Consider the following 21,384-nt stretch of genomic DNA (forward strand, 5'->3'; position numbering starts at 1 on the left):
CTCACAGTGCGACCTCCACCTCTGCGGCGCGGGCGAGCGTGCCATCCGCCACCATGTCAGACGCAACTGCGATATCGGGCGCAAGGAACCGGTCCTGCCCGATGGCGGCGACCTGGCTGCGCAGATGGGTCACCGCCTGCTGCAGCGGCGTGCTGGTGGTGAGCGGCGCGCGGAAGGTGATGCCTTGCGCGGCGCAGATCGCCTCCACCCCCAGGATGGAGTTCAGGTTCCGGTTCATCCGCGCCAGACGCCGCGCGGCATGGGCGGCCATGCTGACGTGATCTTCCTGATTGGCCGAGGTGGGCGTTGAGTCGGTCGTGCAGGGATTGGCCAGGTGCTTGTTCTCGCTCATCAGCGCGGCGGTGGTCACCTCGGCGATCATCAGCCCGGAATTCAGGCCCGGATCGGGTGTGAGGAAGGGCGGCAGGTCGAAAGACAGCGTCGGGTCCACCATCAGCGCGACGCGGCGCTGCGCGATGGCCCCGATTTCCGAGATCGCGACGGCGATCTGATCGGCGGCGAAACCCACAGGTTCAGCATGGAAATTCCCGCCCGAGACGATCTGCCCCTCTTCCACCAGAACCAGCGGGTTGTCGGTGACGGCGTTGGCCTCCACCTCCAGTGTCTGAGCGGCAAAACGCAGAAGATCCAGCGCGGCGCCCATCACTTGCGGCTGGCAGCGGATGCAATAGGGATCTTGCACGCGCGTGTCGCCATCGCGGTGGCTCTCGCGGATCTCTGAGCCGTCCAGCAGCGCGCGCTGAACGCTGGCAAAGTCGATCTGGCCGCGATGGCCGCGCAGGGCGTGGATGGCAGGCACCAAAGGCGCGGTCGATCCCATGATCGCATCGGTGGACATGGCCCCGGCGACCACCGCAGCCTCGAAATTCCGCCACGCGCCCCAAAGGCCCGCCAAGGCGCAGGCGGTGGAAAACTGTGTGCCGTTGATCAGCGCAAGCCCTTCCTTGGGGCCCAGCGTGATCGGGGTCAGACCCGCCTGCGCCAGCGCATCCGAGGCTGGCAAGCGCTGTCCCCGATACGTGGCCTCGCCCGCGCCGATCATGGCGGCGGCCATATGGGCCAGCGGCGCAAGGTCGCCGGACGCGCCCACAGATCCCTGATCGGGGATCACGGGCAGGACGTCACTCGCCAGCATCCTTTCGATCAGCTGGGCGGTCTCCCAGCGCACACCGCTCGCCCCGCGGCCCAGCGACAAAAGCTTCAGCGCCATCATCAGCCGGGTGGTGGCGGCGTCCAAAGGTTCGCCCACTCCGCAGCAATGGCTGAGGATCAGGTTGCGCTGCAGGGTCTGCGTGTCGGCAGGCGCGATCTTGACGCTGGCCAGTTTGCCGAAGCCAGTATTGACGCCATAAACGGCCTCTTCCCCCGCTGCGGCCTGGGCGACCAGATTGGCAGCGGCCTCGATCCCTGCGCGGGCGGCGGGGTCCAGCGTGACAGCGCCCTGCCCCGACCAGATGGCATGAAGGGTGGCCAGATCCGTGGCACCGGGTGTCAGGTGATTGGTCACAGTAGTCCTCCGAACATGCGGGCGTGAAGCGGGTTGAAACCGATGCGATAGGACAGCTCGGCCGGATCATGGACATCCCAGATCGCCAGATCGGCGCGTTGACCGGGGGCGAGGCTTCCGCGATCGGTCAGGCCCAGCGCGCGGGCGGCATGTTGGGTAATGCCGGCCAAAGCCTCTTCCGGGGTCAGGCGGAACAGCGTGCAGCCCATGTTCAGCGTCAGCAGGAGGGAGGCGAGCGGAGACGACCCCGGATTGCAATCGGTGGCCAGCGCGATCGGCACACCGGCATCGCGGAACGCCTGCACCGGGGGCATCTGCGTTTCGCGCAGGGTGTAAAACGCGCCCGGCAACAGAACCGCAACGCTGCCCGATCCGGCCAGCGCCTGCGCATCGTCGGCTGTGGCATATTCCACGTGATCGGCCGACAGCGCGCCATATTCGGCAGCCAGCGCCGTACCGCCCATATGGCTGAGCTGTTCGGCATGAAGCTTCACCGGCAGGTCCAGCCACCGCGCAGTGTCAAAGACCCGGCGGATCTGAGCGGTGTCAAAGGCGATGCCTTCGCAAAACCCGTCGACGGCATCGACCAGCCCTTCTTCATGCGCCGCGCGCAGGGCGGGAATGGCGACATTGTCGATGTATCCGTCCGGATCGCCCGTGTATTCGGGCGGCACCGCGTGCGCCCCCAGAAAACTGGTGCGCACCGTGATCGGGCGCTGGTCCGCGATCTGGCGGGCGACGCGCAGCATTCTGAGTTCGGTTTCGGTATCCAGGCCATAGCCAGACTTTACCTCGACCGTCGTGACGCCTTCGGCGATCATCGCATCCACGCGGGTCAGTGCGCCGTGCAACAGCGCCTCATCTGACGCGTCGCGCGTGGCGCTGACGGTTGATACGATCCCGCCGCCTGCGCGCGCGATTTCTTCATAGCTGGCGCCGTCCAACCGCATTTCGAATTCCCGCGCACGGTTGCCGCCAAAGACCAGATGGGTGTGGCAGTCGATCAGGCCGGGGGTGACCAGACGCCCCTCAAGATCCCGCGCCTCGTCGGCGCGATGGGCCTCGGGCAGGTCGCTCATGGGGCCGATCCAGACGATCTTATCCTGTTTGATGACCAGCGCGGCATCGTCGATCAGCCCGTATCGGGCCGGGGTCGCGAAGCTCGCCAGGCGGGCATTGGTAAGGATCATCTGCGTTTCCTGCTTGATTCCGGTGATGTGACTCTGCATATGTCTGCACATAATATCTGTCAATACGGGGGATCCCATGCAGGTTCTATGGGCGGAACAGGCGCTGGTGGCCGGGGCGTGGCAAAACGATGTGCGTCTTGAGATTGCCGGGGGCCGGATTGCGAGGATCACCCCGAACGCCCCGGCCGAAGGCCTCCGCGTCGGGCTTCTTGCGCCCGCGCCCGCCAACAGCCACAGCCACGCCTTCCAGCGCGCCATGGCCGGTCTGACCGAAAAACGCGGACCGGCCGAGGGCGACAGTTTCTGGACCTGGCGGCAGCTGATGTTCCGGTTCCTGAACGATCTGACCCCTGATCATGTGGAGGCGATCACCGCCTTCGTGCAGATGGAAATGCTGGAGGCAGGCTTCGGCGCGTCGGTCGAGTTCCACTATCTTCACCACCGCCCCGGCGGCGCGCCTTACCGGAACGTGGCCGAGATGTCGGCGCGGATCGCTGCCGCAGCTCAGACCAGTGGGATTGGCCTGACGCTTTTACCGGTGCTTTACATGCAGGGCGGCTGTGACGGGCGGGCTCTGGCCCCCGGGCAGCAGCGCTTTGACTGCGATCTGGACCTTTACGTCCGGCTTCTGGACGGAGCCGGGACGGCGCTGGCCCGACTGCCTGCGGATACTGTTCTGGGCACCGCGCCCCATTCCCTCCGCGCCGTCAGCCGCGCGGGGCTGGAGGCCGTGGTCACCCTGCGTCCCGACGCGCCGATCCACATGCATCTGGCCGAACAGCAGGCCGAAGTAGATGAAGTTCAGGCCGCCTATGGCGCGCGCCCGGTGGAGTGGGGTCTGGCGCATCTGGAGCTTTCATCGCGCTGGTGCCTGATCCATTGCACGCAGATGACGGCGGAGGAGACAACGGCACTGGCGCACACCGGGGCGGTTGCGGGGCTTTGCCCGTTGACCGAGGCAAGCCTTGGCGATGGCATTTTCGACGGGTTGCGATGGGTGCAGAATGGCGGGACGATCTCTGTCGGGTCGGACAGCAATATCCGCATTTCGCTGGCCGAGGAACTGAGGCAACTTGATACCTCCCAACGCCTGCGCGACCATAGCCGCGCGGCTTTTGCGACATCGGAAAAGTCAACAGGGGAAAGGCTTTGGGAGGGCGTGGCGCAAGGCGGCGCACAGGCCGCGGGGCGCGGCGCGGGGCAGATCGCCCAAGGAGAATGGGCCGATCTGCTGGCTCTGGATATGACTCATGTGGACCTGGCCGGCCTCAGGCCCGACACCTGCCTGGACACCTTTGTCTTTGCCGGGGACAGCGGGATGGTCAAAGACGTCTGGTCCGCCGGGCGGCATATGGTGCAGGACGGGCGGCACATCCGGCACGCGGAGATCACAAACGCCTATCGCCGCGCAGTGGCAGAGTTGCGCAGCGGGTTGTGATCCCTCCCACGCCCCGGACTTGACCCGGGGCCTCCGGTCCATGGCGAGGTCCCGGATCAGGTCCGGGACACGCAGCGCCTCAATACCGCGTTGTCATCTTGTAACCGCGTCCGAACACCATGCGGACATAGGTCACGGGCGCGTCATTCAGCCAGGTCGAGCGTTCGCCCTGAAACAGCGGATCGCCCAGGGCGCAGCCCAGGTCGCGCGCCAGATCGGCGTCGGCAGCCGTAGCGGAAAACCCGATCTCCACATCCGAAAAGGGGATCGTGGCGATCAGCCATTCATTGGGGCCTTGCGTGGTAAAATCCGCCTCCCGAGCGGCGGGGATCGTGGTCAGGTTGATCCAGCGGTCTTCCACCTGATAGTGCGTATCGCCTGCAACATGCAGGCAGCGCAGATGCAGCACCGGATCGGGCCGGGTCAGCCGCATCCGGGCACAAAGCCAGGCCGGTGCCTGCGTCTCCTCCCGTTCAAGCAGGCGGTATGTATAGCGTTCGCCCAAGCTCTCGATCTCGCGCCGGACCAGGGGGATGTCGAACCGTGCCTGCCGCACGGGGGCCTGACGCACGCGGGTTCCGGATTTGCGCTTGCGCTCCAACAGCCCCTCTTCCGCCAGTTCGCGCAGGGCGCGGTTCACCGTGGCGCGGGCACAGCCGTAATCGGCAGCCATGTCCTCTTCCTTGGGCAGTTCTGCGCCCAAAGCCCAGACGCCGCGCACCACTTTGCTGCGCACGTCTTCCTTGATCTGGCGATAGCTGATCTGTCCCACGACCCTGTCCTGAACTGTCCTTCCTTGAGTTATATGGATAGACATAAAAAAGGCAATGCGAATGCGCCCATGACCTTCCCCTTGCAAGCGGAAAGCTGTATATTAAATGCAACTCATTCGCATTTGCGTTGACAAGTTGCGAGTGAATTGCAATAGCAAAGCCACAACCCGTGCACAGGGAGCATTCGGATGTTCAGCACATTGACGAAATGGACAGCCGCCGCCGTTCTGGCAGGCAGCCTCGCCCAACCCGCCTGGGCGGACGAGAAGATGAAAGTCGTGACCACCTTCACCGTCATCGCCGATATCGCCCAGAACGTGGCGGGCGACGCGGCCGAAGTGGTGTCAGTCACCAAACCCGGCGCCGAAATCCACGGATATGAGCCCACCCCGCGCGATATCGTGCGCGCCTCGGATGCGGATCTGATCCTGTGGAACGGCATGAACCTTGAGTTGTGGTTCGAACAGTTCCTGACCAATCTTGAAGGCGTGCCTGCCGTGACCGTGTCAGAGGGGATCGACCCCATCTCGATCTCGTCGGGGTCATATGAAGGCAAGCCCAACCCGCATGCCTGGATGGGTCTGGATAACGCGCTGATCTATATCGACAATATCGCTGCCGCCTTCGCCGAGCAGGATCCCGATAACGCCGGGATCTACAAGGCCAACGCGGCGCGCTATGCCGACGAATTGCGCGCCACGATCGAACCCCTGCGCGATGCCGTGGCACAGATCCCCGAAGACCAGCGCTGGCTGGTGACCTGCGAAGGCGCGTTCAGCTATCTGGCGCGGGATTTCGGGCTGAAAGAGCTGTATCTGTGGCCGATGAACGCCGATCAGGTGGGCACCCCGCAACAGGTGCGCGCGGTGATCGACGGCGTGCGGCAGAACAACATCCCCGTGGTGTTCTGCGAAAGCACCGTCAACACGGCCCCCGCCGAACAGGTCGCCCGCGAAACAGGCGTGACCTATGGCGGCGTTCTTTATGTGGATTCGCTCAGCGAACCGGACGGGCCCGTGCCCACCTATCTGGATCTGTTGCGGGTCACCGCGACGACCGTGGCCACCGGGCTGACCGCCGCCACGAATTAAGTGGCGCGAAGAATTGACAGGGCGACCCGCGGCGCAAATATGCGTCGCGGGGCTTGCCGTTTGAAAGACCCCGCGCCCGATGGCGCAACAGGTAAAGGACCGACATGCTCAATACCGCACCCACGCTGACATCAGCCCAGGCAGCGGACGCATCCGGCGGCATCCGCGCGCGCGACGTGACCGTGACCTATCGCAACGGCCACACCGCGCTCTGGAACGCCAGTTTCGAGATCCCGCGCGGCACGGTGACCGCCCTGGTGGGCGTGAACGGCGCGGGCAAATCCACGCTGTTCAAGGCGATCATGGGGTTCGTGCCGGCCGCGCAGGGCGACATTTCCCTTCTGGGCCTGAGCGTCGCCGAAGCGCTGCGCCGCAACCTTGTAGCCTATGTCCCCCAATCAGAAGACGTCGATTGGGAGTTTCCCGTTCTCGTAGAAGACGTGGTGATGATGGGCCGCTATGGTCACATGGGGTTCCTGCGCCGCCCTCGCGCGGCCGATCACGAGGCAGTCGACGCCGCCTTGCGCCGGGTGAACATGCAGGACTATCGCCACCGCCAGATCGGAGAGCTGTCGGGCGGGCAGCGCAAACGCGTCTTTCTGGCCCGCGCGCTGGCGCAGGATGGGCAGGTGATCCTGCTGGACGAACCCTTCACCGGTGTCGATGTGAAAACCGAAGATCAGATCGTCCAACTGCTGCGCGATCTGCGCGACGAGGGGCGCGTGATGCTGGTGTCGACCCACAACCTGGGGTCTGTGCCCGAATTCTGCGACCGCACGATCCTGGTCAAGGGCACCGTGCTGGCCTACGGCACCACGGAAGAGACCTTCACCCGCGAGAACCTGGAAAAAGCCTTTGGCGGCGTGCTGCGCCACTTCACGCTTGGCGGTGAGGATCTGCATGACGACGAAGACGCGCGGTCTGTCACGATCCTGACCGACGACGAACGCCCCTTCGTGCAATATGGCGAAGAAACCAAACGGACGGAGCGCAAGGAATGACCGCGCGCGTCGGATACGTCCCGGACCTGATCCGGGACCTCGCCCGCAGCCAGAGGCCCCAGGTCAGGCCCGGGGCGCGTCTCGCATGAACGTCCTGCTGGAGCCTTTCAGCTATACCTACATGACCAACGCCATGTGGGTGTCGGCGCTGGTCGGGGCGGTCTGCGCCTTCCTGTCGGCCTATCTGATGCTGAAGGGCTGGTCGCTGATCGGCGACGCGCTGGCCCATTCGGTCGTGCCGGGGGTGGCCGGAGCCTATATTCTGGGCCTGCCCTTTGCGCTGGGGGCCTTCATGGCGGGCGGGCTGGCGGCGGGCGGCATGCTGTTTCTGTCGGAACGGTCCGGCCTGAAAGTGGATGTGATCATCGGGCTGATCTTCACATCTTTCTTCGGGCTGGGACTGTTCATTGTGTCGATCAATCCCACCTCGATCTCGGTCCAGACGATCACAATGGGCAATATTCTGGCGATCACGCCGGAAGACACGTTGCAACTGGTGATCATCGGCGCGGTGTCGCTGGTCATTCTGCTGGCCAAGTGGAAAGACCTGATGGTCACCTTTTTCGATGAAAACCACGCGCGCACCATCGGGCTGCGGCCCAACCTGCTGAAGGTGGTGTTCTTCATGCTGCTCAGCGCCTCGGTCGTGGCGGCGATGCAGACGGTGGGGGCGTTTCTGGTGATCGCCATGGTGGTGACACCGGGGGCCACGGCCTATCTGCTGTGCGACCGGTTCCCGCGGCTGATCGTGGTGTCAGTGGCGATCGGGGCGGGCACGTCGTTTTTCGGGGCCTATGCCAGCTATTTCCTCGATGGAGCGACGGGCGGGATCATCGTGACGCTGCAGACGCTGATCTTCCTTCTGGCCTTCACCTTCGCGCCCAAACACGGGCTTCTTGCCGCGCGGCGCAAGGCGCGCGCGGCGCTGGCACGGGGGCACGGATGATCGACACGCTGCTGATGCCCTTCCAGTTCGCCTTCATGCAGAACGCTTTCCTGATCTGCCTGATCGTGGCGGTCCCCACGGCGCTTTTGTCCAGTTTTCTTGTGCTTAAGGGCTGGGCGCTGATGGGGGATGCGATCAGCCATGCGGTACTGCCGGGGATCGTGCTGGCCTATATCATCGGCATCCCGCTGCTGATCGGAGCCTTCGTGGCGGGGATGATCTGTGCATTGTCGACCGGGTATCTGAGTCATAACAGCCGCGTCAAACAGGACACGGTCATGGGCGTGGTGTTTTCGGGCATGTTCGGGCTGGGGCTGGTGCTCTATGTCTCGGTCGAGACGAATGCCCATCTGGATCACATCCTGTTCGGCAATATGCTTGGGGTGGGCACGCAGGATCTGTGGACCTCGGGCCTGATCTCTCTGGCAGTTGCGGCGGGGCTTGTGCTGAAATGGAAAGACCTGCTGTTGCACAGCTTTGATCCCGCGCAGGCGCAGGCCTCGGGCCTGCCGGTCAACCTTTTGCATTACGCTCTTCTGACGGCGATCTCGCTTGCGGTGGTCGCCACGCTGTCGGCCACGGGGCTGATCCTGGCCATCGGGCTGCTGATCGCGCCGGGGGCCATCGCCTTTCTGCTGGTGCGCGAATTCCGCACGATGCTGTGGGTGGCCAGCCTTGTTTGCGTCGTGTCGATGCTGGCGGGAACCTATGCCAGTTTCTTCATCGACAGCGCCCCCGCGCCGACGATCATCCTGATCCTGACCGGGGTGTTCATCCTGGCCTTCCTGCGCCGCCAGTTTCTGACGCGCCGGGCCTCGCGCCAGCGCATCGCGCAAGATGCACAAGGGCAGACTATGTGACCCAATTGCCGCGGTTCTTCACCCGCGTCGCACACCCGTCTTGAGCAGCATACATTTGTACACAATTCTGCGGCCATGATCGCAAAACACCTTGGTCCCTGCCTTGCCCTTCTGCTGATCGCCGCCAGCCCGGCCAGCAGTGCGTCAACCGATCTGCACCGCGATTTCGCCACCTGCGCAGGACGGCTTGCGGCGCAGGCCGAATATGAGGCGGCGACAAGCGCGCCCCAGCTTTCCGCCACCCAGGCGCTGCTTGGCCAGTTCCGCGATCTGACCGAGGCCACGGCCCAACGCGCGGATTGGCGCGACAGCATCGACATCCGCGTACGCGCGAAACTGGCCCATCAGGCCATCCTGACCCGCGCGGATACCAGCGAAAACACGCAGGACGCCCGCTGGGCCCGGCAACGCGCCGCCCGCGAAATCGCCCGCTGCCGCAGCCTGCTGTTGGGCGGCTGATCTGCCAAATCCTTGATCCACCGGCAAAAACCGGGCAGCCTGCGAGGGCGGACAGCACGAAAGACAACCCCAGCAGATGCCAGAGAGATCCTATTCCGCCTTCATCAGCTATAGCCATGCCGATGAGGCCTTTGCCGCAAAGCTGCACCGCTATCTGGAACGCTGGCGCACCCCGCGCAAGCTGATCGGGCAGGACAACCGTGACGGCGGTGTCCCGGCGCGGCTGTTCCCGGTGTTCCGCGACCGCAATGAACTGCCAACCTCGGCCGATCTGGGCGCTGTTATCCGCGAAGGGCTGGCCAATGCGCGCTATCTGATCGTGCTGTGTTCGCCCAGGGCTGCCGCATCACGCTGGGTGAATGAGGAGGTGCTGGAGTTCAAGCGCCTCCATGGCGAGGGGCGCGTGATCGCCGCCATCCTCGAAGGCGACCCGCCCGGCTGTTTCCCCGAGGCGCTGCGCTTTGCCATCGGCCCGGATGGGGAACTGACCGACCAGCCCGTTGAACCCGTGGCCGCCGATTTCCGCACCGGCAAGGACGGGCGGCAGAACGGGCGGCTGAAACTTGTGGCCGGGCTTCTGGGCGTCAATTTCGACGACCTGTTTCAGCGTGAAAAGCGCAGGCGCGCGGTACGGATCAACCTGTGGGTCAGTGCGGCAGGCGCGCTGGCAATCGCCATTGCGCTGGGTTTTTCCCAGTTCATGAACGGGATCGTCATCAATATCGAGGAACGCGACATGCGCGGCGCCCTGCGCGCGCTGAATGCCGGGAATTACATGGCGGGGGCCGAGGCCTATCTGCGGTCCGACACCTTCCGCGACGACTGGGCCGCCCCCGAACATCTGGAACTGGACGCCGCCCTGCGCGCCCGGCTGATCCCGCTGGAAGACGCGGTGCGTGCGGTGGATCCGGGCGATCTGCGCAGCTGGCGCGGCAAGACACTGCTGCGGATGCCGCGCCATATGGCGGAGTTACCGTCTGCCCGGCTGGCGGCGCGCAGCGGCGATCATGTGATCCTGTCCTCAACCGGCCCCGAGGTCGCAGCGGTTTCCCTTGAATCCGGAGAGGAGGTTTGGTCCTTCACCCTGAACGCCGATGAAAGCCTTTGTACGATCTGGCGCGATCAGAACACCGGTGCGCTTCTGGCCGAAGGGTATTCGGTAGGCATCAACGGGGCCGAAAGCTATGGCTTTGCCGGCGCGCTGGATCCCCAGACAGGCGCCTTCCAACGGCAGGAGGGCCGCTTTGCCATCGGCAGCCAGATCTGCACCAGTGCCGATCAACCCGCCATCGCTGCAGGCTCGTTCAGCCGGCTCAGCCAGCCGATTCCGGCCTTCGACTGGCCACAACAGAGGGTGGAGCGCACGCTGTGGACCCGCAGCGACACGCCCGCCCGCGCGCCTTTCCTCGCACCAGAGGCCAGGGACGCCCTGCTGGAACGGGTGCGCGCGCCCGCTGAGGCGGCGGGGCTGGATCTGACGCTGGCCCAGGTCTTTGCCTGCGGGGACACCGGGTTTGTCACGTCGCCCACGGCGACCGGCTGGGGCCTGTGCACAGGCGCGGGTGAGGTCAGCTGCGCCACCCTGTCGCCCGATCACCAGGTGGCAGGCATCACCCCGTCGCCCAGCTGCGACATGGCCGTGGCCTGGGGCCAGGCGACGGGTGAAACACCGGGCCTGTCAGTGCTGACCAGTGACCTGGAGGAGCTGCGCATCACGCAGGCGGCCTCGGTCACGTCGGTCGATTTGGGCGGCTTCTCTCCCTCCGGGCAATACTTCGCGGCGGTCAATGCCGATAACCGGTTGATGGTCTTCGAACGGGGGCGCGCCGGTCTGGTGCTGCTGCACAGCTATGCCTTCAGCCAGCCGCTGGCCGCCCTGACCTTCGCCGGAGAGGACACGCTGCTGGCCCTGCGCGTCGATGGCCGGCTTTACGCGTTGGACCGGGCGACGGGCGAAGACAGATGGCCCCCGGCAGAGCTGGGCGATCCTGTCGCGCAGGTAGTCGAGACCTCGTCAGACAGCCCCGCCGCGCTGCGCCTGATCGCAGATCCGTCCGGCCGTTATGGCGCTTTGGCAGTCAGTGTGGAGGCCGGGAAGGCCAGCCAGATGGACCCGCATCTGGCGGCGAACAGCGCCGGGACGGTTCACTATCTGCGGGTTTTCGATCTTGCGCTGGGTGTGGCGCCCGGCGGCAGGCTGGTGGTCAACGACCTGTTCGACGCAGGCGGCACCGGCTGGCGGGACGCCCGTCTGGATCTGGGGCCGGATGGACGGCTGCTCGCCACGGTCGCCTCGGGCCAGACCCTTCGCCTTGGCGATCTGATCCCCAGCGACACCTGGCCGCCCGAACTGACCGGGATCAGCTTTGGCGATGTCCTGACCGACCTGCCCCGCTTGTGGCTGACACCGGAATGACGGCCCCGTCCGATATCGCACGCCGCGCCCGCGACCACATCGCCGCGGGCAATCTGGTGCTGGCCTATGACCAGCTGCACGCCGCGATTGACGCAGGCAGCGATGACCCGGACCTGCGATATCTATATGTGCTGGTGCTTGCGCGCATGGGCCTGACCGACCGGGCCATGGACCGGTTCCAGGCGCTGAACCTGTCGCAGATCGACACCACCGATGCCGGGGCGCTTGGGGCGCGGCTCCTCAAAGACCGGGCCTTTGCCAGCACGGGGGCGGACCGGCAGGAAAGGTTTCGCGACGCCGCGCGCGCCTATCAGGCGGTGTTCACGCGCAGCGATGATCCCTATCCGGCCGTAAATGCCGCAAACCTCTTTGCCCTGGCCGGGGACGCTGGCATCGCAAAGACCCTGGCCCGGACCGTGCTGACGCAGATCCGCCAGCCGCAAAGCTATTACGATTTCGCCACCCTGGCCGAGGCGCAGTGCATCCTGGGCGATCACGCAGAGGCGGCCGCATTGCTGACCCAAGCCTGCGCCGCCGATGGCGCCGGGATCAGCGATCGCGCGGGCACTTATCGACAACTCATGCGGCTCTTGGACCACACGGGCGCGGATGCCGCCCGGCGCGCCGCCATCGCAGACGCCCTGCGCCCCGGCATGGCGGTGCATTTCTGCGGCCGGATGTTCCGCACCGACCCGGCGGTAGAGGCCCCTCTGCGCGCTCAGATAGACGCCTTCCTGGCCCGGACCGAGATCGCCGCCGCCTTCGGGTCGCTGGCCTGCGGGTCAGACATCCTCGTCGCCGAGGCGATGCTGGAAGCGGGCATCCCGCTGCATGTGACCCTGCCCGCCCCGCCCGACAGCTTTGTTCAGCATTCGGTCCGCATCGGTGGCGACGACTGGGTGCCCCGGTTTCAGGCCTGTCTGGACCGCGCAGCCGATTGCCACATCGTCGCCGACGCCTTTCACGCCAGCGAACCGCTAAGCTTTGCGCTGTCCTCGGATGTAGCGATGGGGGCGGCGGCGCGGTTTGCCGAACAGAACGCCGCGCGTCTGCACCAGCTTGCCATTCTGGATCAGGGCGCAGCGCGCAGCGACGTGGCCGGAACGCTGGCCGATACCGCCCGCTGGAAGGCGCTCGACCGTCCGGCCACCATCCTGTCTGCGGGTAACATCACCCGACCGGCTCCGACCGCACCCGCGCCCCGGCAAGCCGCCGCTTTCACGCGTAAACCCGTGTCGATCCTGTTTGCCGATTTCGTGGGCTTCTCCGCCCTTCCCGAAAAAGACCTGCCCGCCACGATGGAGGCCACCTTGCGCGCGGTCTCGGGCATTCTGGCGCGGTTTCAGCCCCATGTCCTGACCCAGAACACATGGGGCGACGCCTGTTTCGTCGCCCTGTCCGATCCGCTTGCGGCGGCCCGACTGGCGCTGTTTCTGGCCCGGCGACTGGCCGATGACAGCCCCGGCACCGCCCTGCCCGAAATGCGCATTTCCCTCCACCACGGGATCGGGATGGAGATGTTCGACCCCGTGATCGCCCGCCCCAATGTCTTTGGCCAGGACATCAGCCGCGCCGCCCGGATCGAACCCGTGACGCCGCCCAATTGCGTCTATGCCTCACAACAATTCGTTGCGGTTGCGGCCAATATCGCGGCGGCGGATCTGCGGTTCGACTATGTGGGCCGCATCGCCCTGCCCAAGGATTTTGGCGAAGAACGGCTGTATCTTCTCTCGGCCATCGAAGACCGCTAGGCGCGGAATGTATTCCACAGTTTAGACAAGTTTTCATGCAATCCGCGGAATGCGTATCTTGCATGGTAAGTGCCTGAAATCATGGCGATCCCTGAAGGACTCGAACCCTCAACCTGCTGATTAGAAGTCAGCTGCTCTATCCAGTTGAGCTAAGGGACCGCTGCTAAGACCTCTAGCAAGCCCAATCGCCGCAATCCAGCCCAAAGGCGTCTTAACGGATTGGCAGGGGGTTGGGCCTATGGATGGAGGGCGGGGCGCTGTCGGCGCCCGGAGTCCAACCTTGTGGGAGATATCGTGATGAAACCCGTTTTCCTGACCGCTGCCGTGCTGGGATTTGCAGCAACTGCCGGTCACGCAACCGAATTCGACGCCGCCGCACGCAGCTTTCTGGCCGAAAACGTGACCGGCTGGGCCAGTGACCCGGTGTTGCTTGACGCGATCCGCGCGCAGAACGCGGAAACCGCCGGATATGGCAGTGGCGACATCGACGCCCTGGACCAGACCTGGCGGGCCGAAGTGGGCGCGGCAAGCTCGTCCCTGATTGAACCGGTTTACAACAACCCCGCGGCCGAATTTCTGAGGCTGCAGGCCGATGCATCGGGCGGTGTGATCACCGAAATCCTGCTGATGGACCACAAGGGCCTGAATGTGGCGGTCAGCCATGTAACCTCGGATTACTGGCAAGGGGACGAAGCGAAATTCACCGAAACCTATGCCATCGGTCCCGACGCCATCCACATTGGCGAGATTGAATTCGATGAATCCAGTCAGACCTATCAGTCCCAACTGTCATTCACGATCACCGATCCCAGCAACGGGGAAGTTCTGGGCGCGATGACCGTCGGCGTGAATGCCGACGCCCTGATGTAAGCCACTGTTGCAAGTTAAGGAGGACAGCATGCCTCAGAATGTTCGCCACGCGATGGGCTTTTTGTCCTCTGCGTCCATCTTCACGAAGATCGCTTTGCTGATTGCCGTGTCTACCGCGGTGGTTTCCATTGCCTTGCTGTCCTTGCAGGCGCGCCAAAGCGCCAAACTTGCCGAAGCCGGCCTGAAGGACCTGGCCTTTGAAATCACCCGGCAAAGCGCGGCAGGCCTGTCCGGCGCGGTCCGCTTTCGCAAGACGGATGATATCGACGCGGCCCTTTCGGGAGCGATGGACAGCGTGGGCGACCGCGCCCTGGGGGCCGCCGCCTTCACGACAGAGGGTGAAGTGCTCTCCTCCGTGGGGACAGGCGCGGTCGATCGCGTATTGGCGCAAAATGCGCTGGCGGCCGGTGAAAGCATCTGGGCCGATGCAGGCATGACCATCGCCACACCCATCCGCTCTCCGCAGGGGAATACGGTCGTGGGCACCCTTGTGACCGCCTGGACGCTTTCTCCGGTCAAGGCCGAACTGCACAGGGCACGTCTGATTGACCTGGCGATCAGCGCGATGCTTCTGCTTGGTATGATCGGGGGGTCGCTTTACCTGTTGCGCCGGGTCATCACCGCCCCTCTGCACGAGTTGGGCGAATGCCTGCGCGATGTCGCCAATGGCCAGCTGGACCGCCCCATGCACCATATCGACCGTGGCGACGAAATCGGACAATTCAGCCGGGACCTCTCAGAGTTGCGGGAACGCCTGACCGATGCCAAACAGGCCGATGCCGCGCGTGAGGCCGCGCGTCAGGAACAGGACAATGTGGTCAAAACACTGTCAAAGACCCTGGCGCGCTATGCGGATGGTGATTTCACCTCGCGCATCACAACACGCTTTCCCGATGAATATGAAGCGCTGCGTAGCGATGTGAACCGCACTGCAGACGCCCTGTCCAATGTGCTGAGCACGGTGACCGATCTGTCGCTGCAGATCCGCGACGGTCTGGCGAGTCTGTCGTCGGATGCCAGCGATCTGTCTCGCCGCAGCGAAAGCCAGGCCGCCACGCTGGAAGAAACCGCCGCCGCCCTGGAGGAGCTGACGCAATCGGTGCGCCACTCCGCCTCGGGTGCGCGGGAAATCTCGACCGTGGCCGATGACGCCCGGAAAGAGGCCGAGGTCAGCGGACGCATCGCGCGCGAAACCTTTGACGCAATGGGCCAGATCGAAGCCTCCTCCGAACAGATCGCACAGATCATCGGCGTGATCGAAGATATCGCCTTCCAGACCAATCTGCTCGCGTTGAACGCAGGCGTTGAAGCTGCCCGCGCAGGCGAAGCGGGGCTTGGCTTTGCCGTCGTGGCCTCCGAAGTGCGAGCGCTGGCGCAACGCTCATCCGAGGCCGCGAAAGAGATCAAGACGCTGATCACGAACTCGACCCAGCACGTTTCGGAAGGGGCCGCACTTGTTTCCCAAGCGGGCGATGCGCTCACATCCATTGTCGACCGCGTCAACAATATCGCGATGCAGATCTCGAAAATGGCCTCGACCGTCGAAGACCAGTCTTCCGGCATTGGCGAGATCAACAGCGGCGTGTCCCATCTGGATCAGTTAACCCAGCAGAATGCGGCCATGGCCGGCCAAACGTCGGAAGCCTCGCAATACCTGCGCGGCAACGCGGAAGAACTGGGCAAGCTCGTGGCCCATTTCACCCTTGCGCGGGAGGCCGAACCGGCATGGCGCCAAAGCGCCTGAGCCTCAGATCTCCCGTGTCATGTAGACACTCAGAGGGTCGTTCACATAGCCGGCAAAGGGCTGTGTGACGACAAACCCCTCTGACAGATAAAGCGTGCGGGCGGCGGCGAAACTCTCGGCACTTCCGGTCTCCAGACTGAGGCGTCGAAACCCCTCCGCCCGCGCAAGATCAATCAGGTGCCGCAAGAGCCGCCGTCCCACGCCCCTGCCGCGCGCCGCCTCGACCGTGTGCATGGATTTGATCTCACCGTGATGCGGGTCCAGCTGCGTCAGGGCGACAATGCCCAAAAGAATACCGTCCTCGCCCACGCCCAAAACCTGCGCGTTCGCGGCACGCAAATCCGCGTCGTCCATCACATGGCAGCTTTCCGCAGGCGATTGAGACCGCATCAGGGCAAAATGCCTGGACAAGACAGCGCGCACATCGGCGTCGTCGAGGCTGACCAAAACAGGGGCAGAACGGTCGCTCACCCCGTTACGCCCGTCAGAACGCCACCCGGGTCAATGAGTCCAGGCACCGCGGCGACCGGTTGCGAAGTTTTCACCATAGCCGCCCGGCCGGATATTGGCCTTGCGCGGCTTGGGTTCGATCACCTGCGCCTCGATGCCTTTGGACTTCGCATATTCCAGCGCCGCTTCCTTGCTGGGAAAGCGCAGCTTGACCTGCGTCTGCGTATCGGAAGACGACGTCCAGCCCATCAGCGGATCCACGTCCCGGGCAGAGCTTTGCGCGAATTCCAACACCCAGTCACGCGTCTTCGCCGTACCTGATTGCATGGCGGTTTTCGCTGGCTTGTAGATGCGTGCACGCATGGTCGCTCTCCGGCAGATTCACACCGCCGATGTTATGGAACGTCACCGCGCGCGCAGCAAGGCACGATTTGTCACGGGGGCGCGAAAAGCAAAGGGGATTGCGGCCTGCGCAAGCCTTGGCTGCCATGCGAACCACGGGGAGCGAGGGGTGGGTGTGTGCGATCCGCATGGCAGCCAAGTCTGCTGCTTGCAACCATAGGTTAGCCACGCATCCGCCATCCGCACACTGTTTTTCCTTACCTTTCGTACGCTTAGGCAAATTCAATTCAAAGCCGCTGCTCAAATGCATGAAAAATAGGTGTTTTTGAATACGTGCGACAAATTGGCACCGTCTGCCCCGCCCCCCACGATTTCCCCGGCCTGGCCGGCAAAACCCTTGAACTGTTCCCCAAAGACCCCACACTTGACTGTCAGAGCAAGGACCGAGCCACAGATCATGACCGACCCGATTTTGCACGCCCCCGCCCCGGACGTGCGCAGCCGCCCAAAACTGGAGGGCGGCCGCGCCTTCCGAATGGCCACTGAGTTCGAACCCGCGGGTGACCAGCCCACGGCGATCAAGGAATTGGCAAGCGGCGTGAAGGCCGGTGAACGCGATCAGGTGCTGCTGGGCGCCACCGGAACCGGCAAGACCTTCACCATGGCCAAGGTGATCGAGGAAACGCAACGACCGGCGATCATCCTGGCCCCGAACAAGACGCTGGCGGCCCAATTATACGGCGAATTCAAAGGCTTCTTCCCCGACAACGCAGTGGAATACTTCGTCAGCTATTACGATTACTACCAGCCCGAAGCCTATGTGCCCCGGTCCGACACATACATAGAAAAAGAAAGCCAGATCAACGAACAGATCGACCGCATGCGCCACTCGGCCACGCGGGCGCTTCTGGAGCGGGACGATGTGATAATCGTGGCCTCGGTCAGCTGCATCTACGGCATCGGGTCGGTCGAGACCTATGGCGCGATGACCCAAGACCTGAAAGCTGGCCATATGTATGACCAGCGCCAGATCATGGCCGATCTGGTCGCCCAGCAATACCGCCGCAACGACCAGGCCTTCCAGCGCGGCAGCTTCCGCGTGCGCGGTGACAGCCTGGAAATCTTCCCCGCCCACCTGGAGGACCGCGCCTGGAAACTGTCGTTTTTCGGCGAAGAACTGGAAAGCATCACCGAATTCGACCCGCTGACCGGCGAGAAAACCGATACGTTCGACCAGATCCGCGTCTATGCGAATTCCCACTATGTGACGCCGAAACCCACGATGCAGCAGGCCATCATCGGCATCAAAAAGGAACTGCGCCAGCGGCTGGACCAATTGGTGGGCGAAGGCAAACTGCTGGAAGCGCAGCGGCTGGAACAGCGTACCAATTTCGATCTGGAAATGCTGGAAGCTACAGGCGTCTGCAACGGGATCGAAAACTACTCCCGCTATCTCACGGGGCGCGCGCCCGGCGAACCGCCCCCCACGCTGTTCGAATTCATTCCCGACCATGCCATTGTTTTTGCGGATGAATCCCACGTCTCGGTCCCGCAGATCGGGGGCATGTACCGGGGCGACTATCGCCGCAAGTTCACGCTGGCCGAACACGGGTTCCGCCTGCCCTCCTGCATGGACAACCGCCCCCTGAAATTCGAGGAATGGGACGCCATGCGCCCCCAATCCGTCTTCGTCTCAGCCACCCCTGCCGCGTGGGAGCTGGAGCAAACCGGCGGCGTCTTCACCGAACAGGTCATCCGCCCCACCGGCCTGCTGGATCCGGAGGTCGAAATCCGCCCCGTCGACATGCAGGTCGACGACCTGCTGGACGAGGTGCGCAAAGTCACCGCCCAAGGCTTCCGCACGCTGGTCACCACGCTGACCAAGCGCATGGCCGAGGATCTGACCGAATACATGCACGAACAGGGCATCAAGGTGCGCTATATGCACAGCGACATCGACACGCTGGAACGCATTGAAATCCTTCGGGATTTGCGGTTGGGCGCTTTCGATGTGCTGATCGGCATCAACCTTCTGCGCGAAGGGCTCGACATTCCCGAATGCGGACTGGTGGCGATCCTGGATGCCGACAAGGAAGGCTTCCTGCGATCCGAGACATCGCTGGTCCAAACCATCGGCCGCGCCGCGCGGAACGCCGAAGGCCGCGTGATCATGTATGCCGACCGCATCACCGGCTCGATGGAGCGTGCGCTGGCCGAAACCAACCGCCGCCGCGCCAAGCAGATCGCGTATAACGAGGAACACGGGATCACGCCTGCGACGGTGAAGAAAAACGTCGAGGACGTTCTGGCCGGCCTCTATCAGGGCGACGTGGACATGAACCGCGTGACGGCCAAGATCGACACGCCGCTGCAGGGCTCGAACCTGCAGGCCGTGCTGGACGGGTTGCGGACGGATATGCGCAAGGCGGCCGAGAACCTGGAATTCGAGGAAGCCGCAAGGCTGCGGGACGAGATCAAACGGCTGGAAGCTGTGGATCTGGCCGTGGCCGACGACCCGCTGGCGCGCCAATCGGCGGTGGAGGCGGCGTCGGAGGCTGCAGTGAAATCCGCAGGGCGGTCAACGGCAGGTCGGGCAGGTCAGCGCGGTGGGAATGTGAAGCGGCGCAAACGGTAGCCGTCCTTCGCACCGGCAGGGCCGCGCCCGACCTCGGGTGGGCGCTAACACGCCTGTCTGGCGCGATTTATCGTCGGGATCTGCCTGCGCCGTCAGTTCCATACGTAACCGTCGCGTCGCGCCCTCCCTTGGGAGAGGTCGGGCGCGGCCCGGGGCACTTCGTGCTGTCTCCCGGGCAGGGCGGATCGGAAGAACACGTAATCTCGGGATCAGGAGCGGATCGCCACTCCGGTTTTCTTGCACTCACGTAATGAAGGAACCCGACGGGCTCCGCCCGTTTGCGGCTGAAACGCTCCGCAAGAGCGTTTCCTGGACGCCCCCCTCAAAACACCCCCACAACCTCATACATCACCGGCTCGAACCGGGTGCACAGCGCCGCGATCTCGCGGTTGCGGGCGCGCATCTCGTCCGAACGCAGCATGGCCTGAAAATCCTCCCGCCGCGCCCATTGCGAGTAATTGGCAATCCGCGTCTGGGCGTCGTTCACATGCAGCCCGGCGGCGATAAACCCCGGCTGGTGCGAGATAAATTCCGCATAGGCATCCTGCAACCGATCCAACAGATCCGCGCAGGTGCCCGGCGAACATTCGAACGTGGTCAGCACCGTCTGACCCTGAGTGGCTGGATTGATCTGCAACATCTGGCTCCTCCTTCGTCGGAGGACAGTCTAGCACGAAAATCCCGCGACGGGGTTACTTGTCGGCCTCGGCCACGGCCTGGATTTCCGCGGCGATGGTCGCGGCCCATTCGCCGATCACCGGAATGAAGTCGATCTGCGCCAGCGCCCAGGCCGCCAGCGACAATAGCAGCGACGCGCCCAGAACCGTGCCCAGCCCAAAGGCCAGACCGCGCGCGAAGTTGAACGCCAGCAGGCGCACCGGACGGTCGTGAATGCGGATGAAGCGGTGATTGTTCAGCCGCTCCATCTCGCGCCGCAGGGCGGCGACCTCGTCTTCCAGTTTCTCTGCCACTCCGGCCCCTTCCGCGATACCTGCCCCCATAATGCCCGCCCTGCTGCGCAGCACAAGGCGCTGGTCGGACGCAGCGCGCAGGCTAGATCACCCCGCATGCGCCCGATTCTTGCCTTTCTGTTGTTCACAAGCCCCGCCGCCGCGTGGGAATTCACCCCCGGCCTGCCCTGTCTGCTGACCCATGAGGCGCCCGAAGTGCAAGTGCAGCTGACCCATGATCCCACGCAGCCGCTGTTTACCATCACCCTGACGCGGGACACCCCCTGGCCGCAGGCCGATGTCTTCTCGATCCGTTTCGAAGGGCCCGCAGGCCTGACGATCAGCACCAATCGCCACCAGCTGGGCAACGGGGGCCACAGCTTAACCGTGACGGATACAGGATTTGGCAATGTTCTGAATGGCTTGGCCCTGAACACCCGGGCCGTGGCGCTGATTGATGATCAGGCGGTGACGATCCCGCTGAACGGCGCGGCCGCCCCCACTGCGGCTTTCCGCGGCTGTTCCGTCGATCCGGCGGTTTAGCGCATCTCGATCAGGGCGCCAGCCAGATCCACATGAGCCCGGCGCGCGGCCTGGAACAGAGTGTCCAGATCCTCTTTCAGCGCCCGCGCTTCGGTGGCCAGAATTTCGCGTTCGGTCACGCGCCAGCTTGCCAGCAACCGCGCCGGTGCCTCGTTCAACTCGTCCCGCAGCGCGCCCAGAATGTCATACTCATCCTCGATCGCCTGCAACAGCTCGGCCAGGGCATCATAGATGTGCTTCAGCGACCCGGCAGTGGACGGCGCTTGCGCCTCCTCCCACAGGGTCGCGAGTTTCTGGCGCAACCGGGCCACCGAAATCTCGATCGCGTCAAGACGATCGGACATGCTGGGACCTTCTGTGACCGTGCTTTGTGCCTTCCAAAAAAAGATCTTCCCGC

The 21,384-nt window shown here is 64.2% G+C and carries 20 protein-coding genes and 1 tRNA gene; 12 read left to right on the forward strand and 9 right to left on the reverse strand.

Features of this window, described 5'->3' with window-relative positions:
- Position 1: 1 nt before the first annotated feature.
- Both hutH and hutI read right to left on the reverse strand, forming a co-directional pair.
- Positions 2 to 1,528, reverse strand: coding sequence for a histidine ammonia-lyase (gene hutH / locus TR61_RS08535; RefSeq protein ID WP_050929557.1), 1,527 nt, complete (start codon positions 1,526 to 1,528; stop codon positions 2 to 4).
- A complete protein-coding gene (gene hutI, locus TR61_RS08540) occupies positions 1,525 to 2,718 on the reverse strand; it encodes an imidazolonepropionase (RefSeq protein WP_050929599.1) in 1,194 nt (397 codons plus the stop codon). The genes hutH and hutI overlap by 4 nt, the downstream gene beginning before the upstream one ends.
- A 76-nt stretch (positions 2,719 to 2,794) precedes the next feature.
- On the opposite strand from hutI, the gene TR61_RS08545 reads away from it, so the two are divergent.
- Positions 2,795 to 4,156 (forward strand): formimidoylglutamate deiminase, encoded by a 1,362-nt coding sequence (locus tag TR61_RS08545; protein WP_050929558.1) that lies wholly within the window; start codon positions 2,795 to 2,797, stop codon positions 4,154 to 4,156.
- 79 nt (positions 4,157 to 4,235) lie between these two features.
- Here TR61_RS08545 and TR61_RS08550 read toward each other — a convergent pair whose 3' ends face one another.
- Entirely contained in the window at positions 4,236 to 4,928 is a 693-nt protein-coding gene (locus tag TR61_RS08550; protein WP_245626850.1) for a histidine utilization transcriptional repressor HutC, read from the reverse strand.
- 189 nt (positions 4,929 to 5,117) lie between these two features.
- Between TR61_RS08550 and TR61_RS08555 the strand changes: the two genes are divergently transcribed.
- The 7 genes from TR61_RS08555 (at position 5,118) to TR61_RS08585 (ending at position 13,453) form a co-directional block, all read left to right on the forward strand.
- Positions 5,118 to 6,020: a metal ABC transporter substrate-binding protein gene (locus tag TR61_RS08555; protein WP_050929560.1), complete on the forward strand. Its 903-nt coding sequence runs from the start codon at positions 5,118 to 5,120 to the stop codon at positions 6,018 to 6,020.
- A 104-nt stretch (positions 6,021 to 6,124) separates the two neighbouring features.
- Positions 6,125 to 7,021, forward strand: a complete 897-nt coding sequence (locus tag TR61_RS08560; RefSeq protein ID WP_050929561.1) for a manganese/iron ABC transporter ATP-binding protein — start codon at positions 6,125 to 6,127, stop codon at positions 7,019 to 7,021.
- Between the two features lie 85 nt (positions 7,022 to 7,106).
- The gene (locus TR61_RS08565) at positions 7,107 to 7,967 is read left to right on the forward strand and encodes a metal ABC transporter permease (protein WP_050929562.1); all 861 of its coding nucleotides are present in this window, start codon (positions 7,107 to 7,109) and stop codon (positions 7,965 to 7,967) included.
- Positions 7,964 to 8,827: a metal ABC transporter permease gene (locus TR61_RS08570; protein ID WP_050929563.1), complete on the forward strand. Its 864-nt coding sequence runs from the start codon at positions 7,964 to 7,966 to the stop codon at positions 8,825 to 8,827. The genes TR61_RS08565 and TR61_RS08570 overlap by 4 nt, the downstream gene beginning before the upstream one ends.
- A 75-nt stretch (positions 8,828 to 8,902) precedes the next feature.
- Entirely contained in the window at positions 8,903 to 9,286 is a 384-nt protein-coding gene (locus TR61_RS08575; RefSeq protein ID WP_050929564.1) for a hypothetical protein, read from the forward strand.
- A 76-nt stretch (positions 9,287 to 9,362) separates the two neighbouring features.
- On the forward strand, positions 9,363 to 11,702 hold the full coding sequence (locus TR61_RS08580; protein WP_050929565.1) for a TIR domain-containing protein: 2,340 nt from the start codon (positions 9,363 to 9,365) through the stop codon (positions 11,700 to 11,702).
- Positions 11,699 to 13,453, forward strand: a complete 1,755-nt coding sequence (locus TR61_RS08585) for a tetratricopeptide repeat-containing protein (protein WP_050929566.1) — start codon at positions 11,699 to 11,701, stop codon at positions 13,451 to 13,453. Before TR61_RS08580 ends, TR61_RS08585 begins: the two co-directional genes overlap by 4 nt.
- Positions 13,454 to 13,535: 82 nt before the next feature.
- On the opposite strand, the gene TR61_RS08590 is transcribed toward TR61_RS08585, so the two are convergent.
- Positions 13,536 to 13,612 (reverse strand) — tRNA-Arg (locus TR61_RS08590).
- Between the two features lie 138 nt (positions 13,613 to 13,750).
- Here TR61_RS08590 and TR61_RS08595 point away from each other — a divergent pair.
- On the forward strand, positions 13,751 to 14,323 hold the full coding sequence (locus tag TR61_RS08595; protein ID WP_050929600.1) for a hypothetical protein: 573 nt from the start codon (positions 13,751 to 13,753) through the stop codon (positions 14,321 to 14,323).
- 28 nt (positions 14,324 to 14,351) lie between these two features.
- Positions 14,352 to 16,067 carry a methyl-accepting chemotaxis protein gene (locus TR61_RS08600; RefSeq protein WP_082181895.1) on the forward strand — a complete coding sequence of 572 codons (1,716 nt, stop codon included), beginning with the start codon at positions 14,352 to 14,354 and terminating at the stop codon, positions 16,065 to 16,067.
- Between the two features lie 3 nt (positions 16,068 to 16,070).
- On the opposite strand, the gene TR61_RS08605 is transcribed toward TR61_RS08600, so the two are convergent.
- Complete coding sequence (locus TR61_RS08605; protein ID WP_082181897.1) at positions 16,071 to 16,457, reverse strand: GNAT family N-acetyltransferase; 387 nt, start codon at positions 16,455 to 16,457, stop codon at positions 16,071 to 16,073.
- Positions 16,458 to 16,568: 111 nt separating this feature from the next.
- Entirely contained in the window at positions 16,569 to 16,880 is a 312-nt protein-coding gene (locus TR61_RS08610; RefSeq protein WP_050929569.1) for an ETC complex I subunit, read from the reverse strand.
- A gap of 436 nt (positions 16,881 to 17,316) precedes the next feature.
- Here TR61_RS08610 and uvrB point away from each other — a divergent pair, with 436 nt between their 5' ends.
- Entirely contained in the window at positions 17,317 to 19,494 is a 2,178-nt protein-coding gene (gene uvrB, locus TR61_RS08615) for an excinuclease ABC subunit UvrB (RefSeq protein ID WP_050929570.1), read from the forward strand.
- A 322-nt stretch (positions 19,495 to 19,816) separates the two neighbouring features.
- Here uvrB and TR61_RS08620 read toward each other — a convergent pair whose 3' ends face one another.
- Together TR61_RS08620 and TR61_RS08625 are read right to left on the reverse strand one after the other, a co-directional pair.
- Positions 19,817 to 20,134 (reverse strand): antibiotic biosynthesis monooxygenase family protein, encoded by a 318-nt coding sequence (locus tag TR61_RS08620; protein ID WP_050929571.1) that lies wholly within the window; start codon positions 20,132 to 20,134, stop codon positions 19,817 to 19,819.
- A 52-nt stretch (positions 20,135 to 20,186) separates the two neighbouring features.
- Positions 20,187 to 20,465: a DUF5665 domain-containing protein gene (locus TR61_RS08625; protein ID WP_245626851.1), complete on the reverse strand. Its 279-nt coding sequence runs from the start codon at positions 20,463 to 20,465 to the stop codon at positions 20,187 to 20,189.
- 96 nt (positions 20,466 to 20,561) lie between these two features.
- On the opposite strand from TR61_RS08625, the gene TR61_RS08630 reads away from it, so the two are divergent.
- Positions 20,562 to 20,987 (forward strand): hypothetical protein, encoded by a 426-nt coding sequence (locus TR61_RS08630; protein ID WP_050929573.1) that lies wholly within the window; start codon positions 20,562 to 20,564, stop codon positions 20,985 to 20,987.
- Here the strand turns inward: TR61_RS08630 and TR61_RS08635 are convergent.
- Positions 20,984 to 21,331 carry a hypothetical protein gene (locus TR61_RS08635; protein ID WP_157440865.1) on the reverse strand — a complete coding sequence of 116 codons (348 nt, stop codon included), beginning with the start codon at positions 21,329 to 21,331 and terminating at the stop codon, positions 20,984 to 20,986. The two genes, TR61_RS08630 and TR61_RS08635, sit on opposite strands and share 4 nt — an antisense overlap.
- Positions 21,332 to 21,384: the final 53 nt, after the last annotated feature.

The sequence above is a fragment of the Aestuariivita boseongensis genome, assembly GCF_001262635.1.
Classification (GTDB): domain Bacteria; phylum Pseudomonadota; class Alphaproteobacteria; order Rhodobacterales; family Rhodobacteraceae; genus Aestuariivita; species Aestuariivita boseongensis.

What these genes read in the sequence shown, in the direction of transcription:
- hutI (WP_050929599.1), bottom strand. Translation starts at nt 2,718, where the DNA reads ATGATCCTTACCAATGCCCGCCTGGCGAGCTTCGCGACCCCGGCCCGA.
- TR61_RS08545 (WP_050929558.1), top strand. Translation starts at nt 2,795, where the DNA reads ATGCAGGTTCTATGGGCGGAACAGGCGCTGGTGGCCGGGGCGTGGCAA.
- TR61_RS08555 (WP_050929560.1), top strand. Translation starts at nt 5,118, where the DNA reads ATGTTCAGCACATTGACGAAATGGACAGCCGCCGCCGTTCTGGCAGGC.
- TR61_RS08560 (WP_050929561.1), top strand. Translation starts at nt 6,125, where the DNA reads ATGCTCAATACCGCACCCACGCTGACATCAGCCCAGGCAGCGGACGCA.
- TR61_RS08565 (WP_050929562.1), top strand. Translation starts at nt 7,107, where the DNA reads ATGAACGTCCTGCTGGAGCCTTTCAGCTATACCTACATGACCAACGCC.
- TR61_RS08570 (WP_050929563.1), top strand. Translation starts at nt 7,964, where the DNA reads ATGATCGACACGCTGCTGATGCCCTTCCAGTTCGCCTTCATGCAGAAC.
- TR61_RS08575 (WP_050929564.1), top strand. Translation starts at nt 8,903, where the DNA reads ATGATCGCAAAACACCTTGGTCCCTGCCTTGCCCTTCTGCTGATCGCC.
- TR61_RS08580 (WP_050929565.1), top strand. Translation starts at nt 9,363, where the DNA reads ATGCCAGAGAGATCCTATTCCGCCTTCATCAGCTATAGCCATGCCGAT.
- TR61_RS08585 (WP_050929566.1), top strand. Translation starts at nt 11,699, where the DNA reads ATGACGGCCCCGTCCGATATCGCACGCCGCGCCCGCGACCACATCGCC.
- TR61_RS08595 (WP_050929600.1), top strand. Translation starts at nt 13,751, where the DNA reads ATGAAACCCGTTTTCCTGACCGCTGCCGTGCTGGGATTTGCAGCAACT.
- TR61_RS08600 (WP_082181895.1), top strand. Translation starts at nt 14,352, where the DNA reads ATGCCTCAGAATGTTCGCCACGCGATGGGCTTTTTGTCCTCTGCGTCC.
- TR61_RS08605 (WP_082181897.1), bottom strand. Translation starts at nt 16,457, where the DNA reads ATGCGGTCTCAATCGCCTGCGGAAAGCTGCCATGTGATGGACGACGCG.
- TR61_RS08610 (WP_050929569.1), bottom strand. Translation starts at nt 16,880, where the DNA reads ATGCGTGCACGCATCTACAAGCCAGCGAAAACCGCCATGCAATCAGGT.
- uvrB (WP_050929570.1), top strand. Translation starts at nt 17,317, where the DNA reads ATGACCGACCCGATTTTGCACGCCCCCGCCCCGGACGTGCGCAGCCGC.
- TR61_RS08620 (WP_050929571.1), bottom strand. Translation starts at nt 20,134, where the DNA reads ATGTTGCAGATCAATCCAGCCACTCAGGGTCAGACGGTGCTGACCACG.
- TR61_RS08630 (WP_050929573.1), top strand. Translation starts at nt 20,562, where the DNA reads ATGCGCCCGATTCTTGCCTTTCTGTTGTTCACAAGCCCCGCCGCCGCG.
- TR61_RS08635 (WP_157440865.1), bottom strand. Translation starts at nt 21,331, where the DNA reads ATGTCCGATCGTCTTGACGCGATCGAGATTTCGGTGGCCCGGTTGCGC.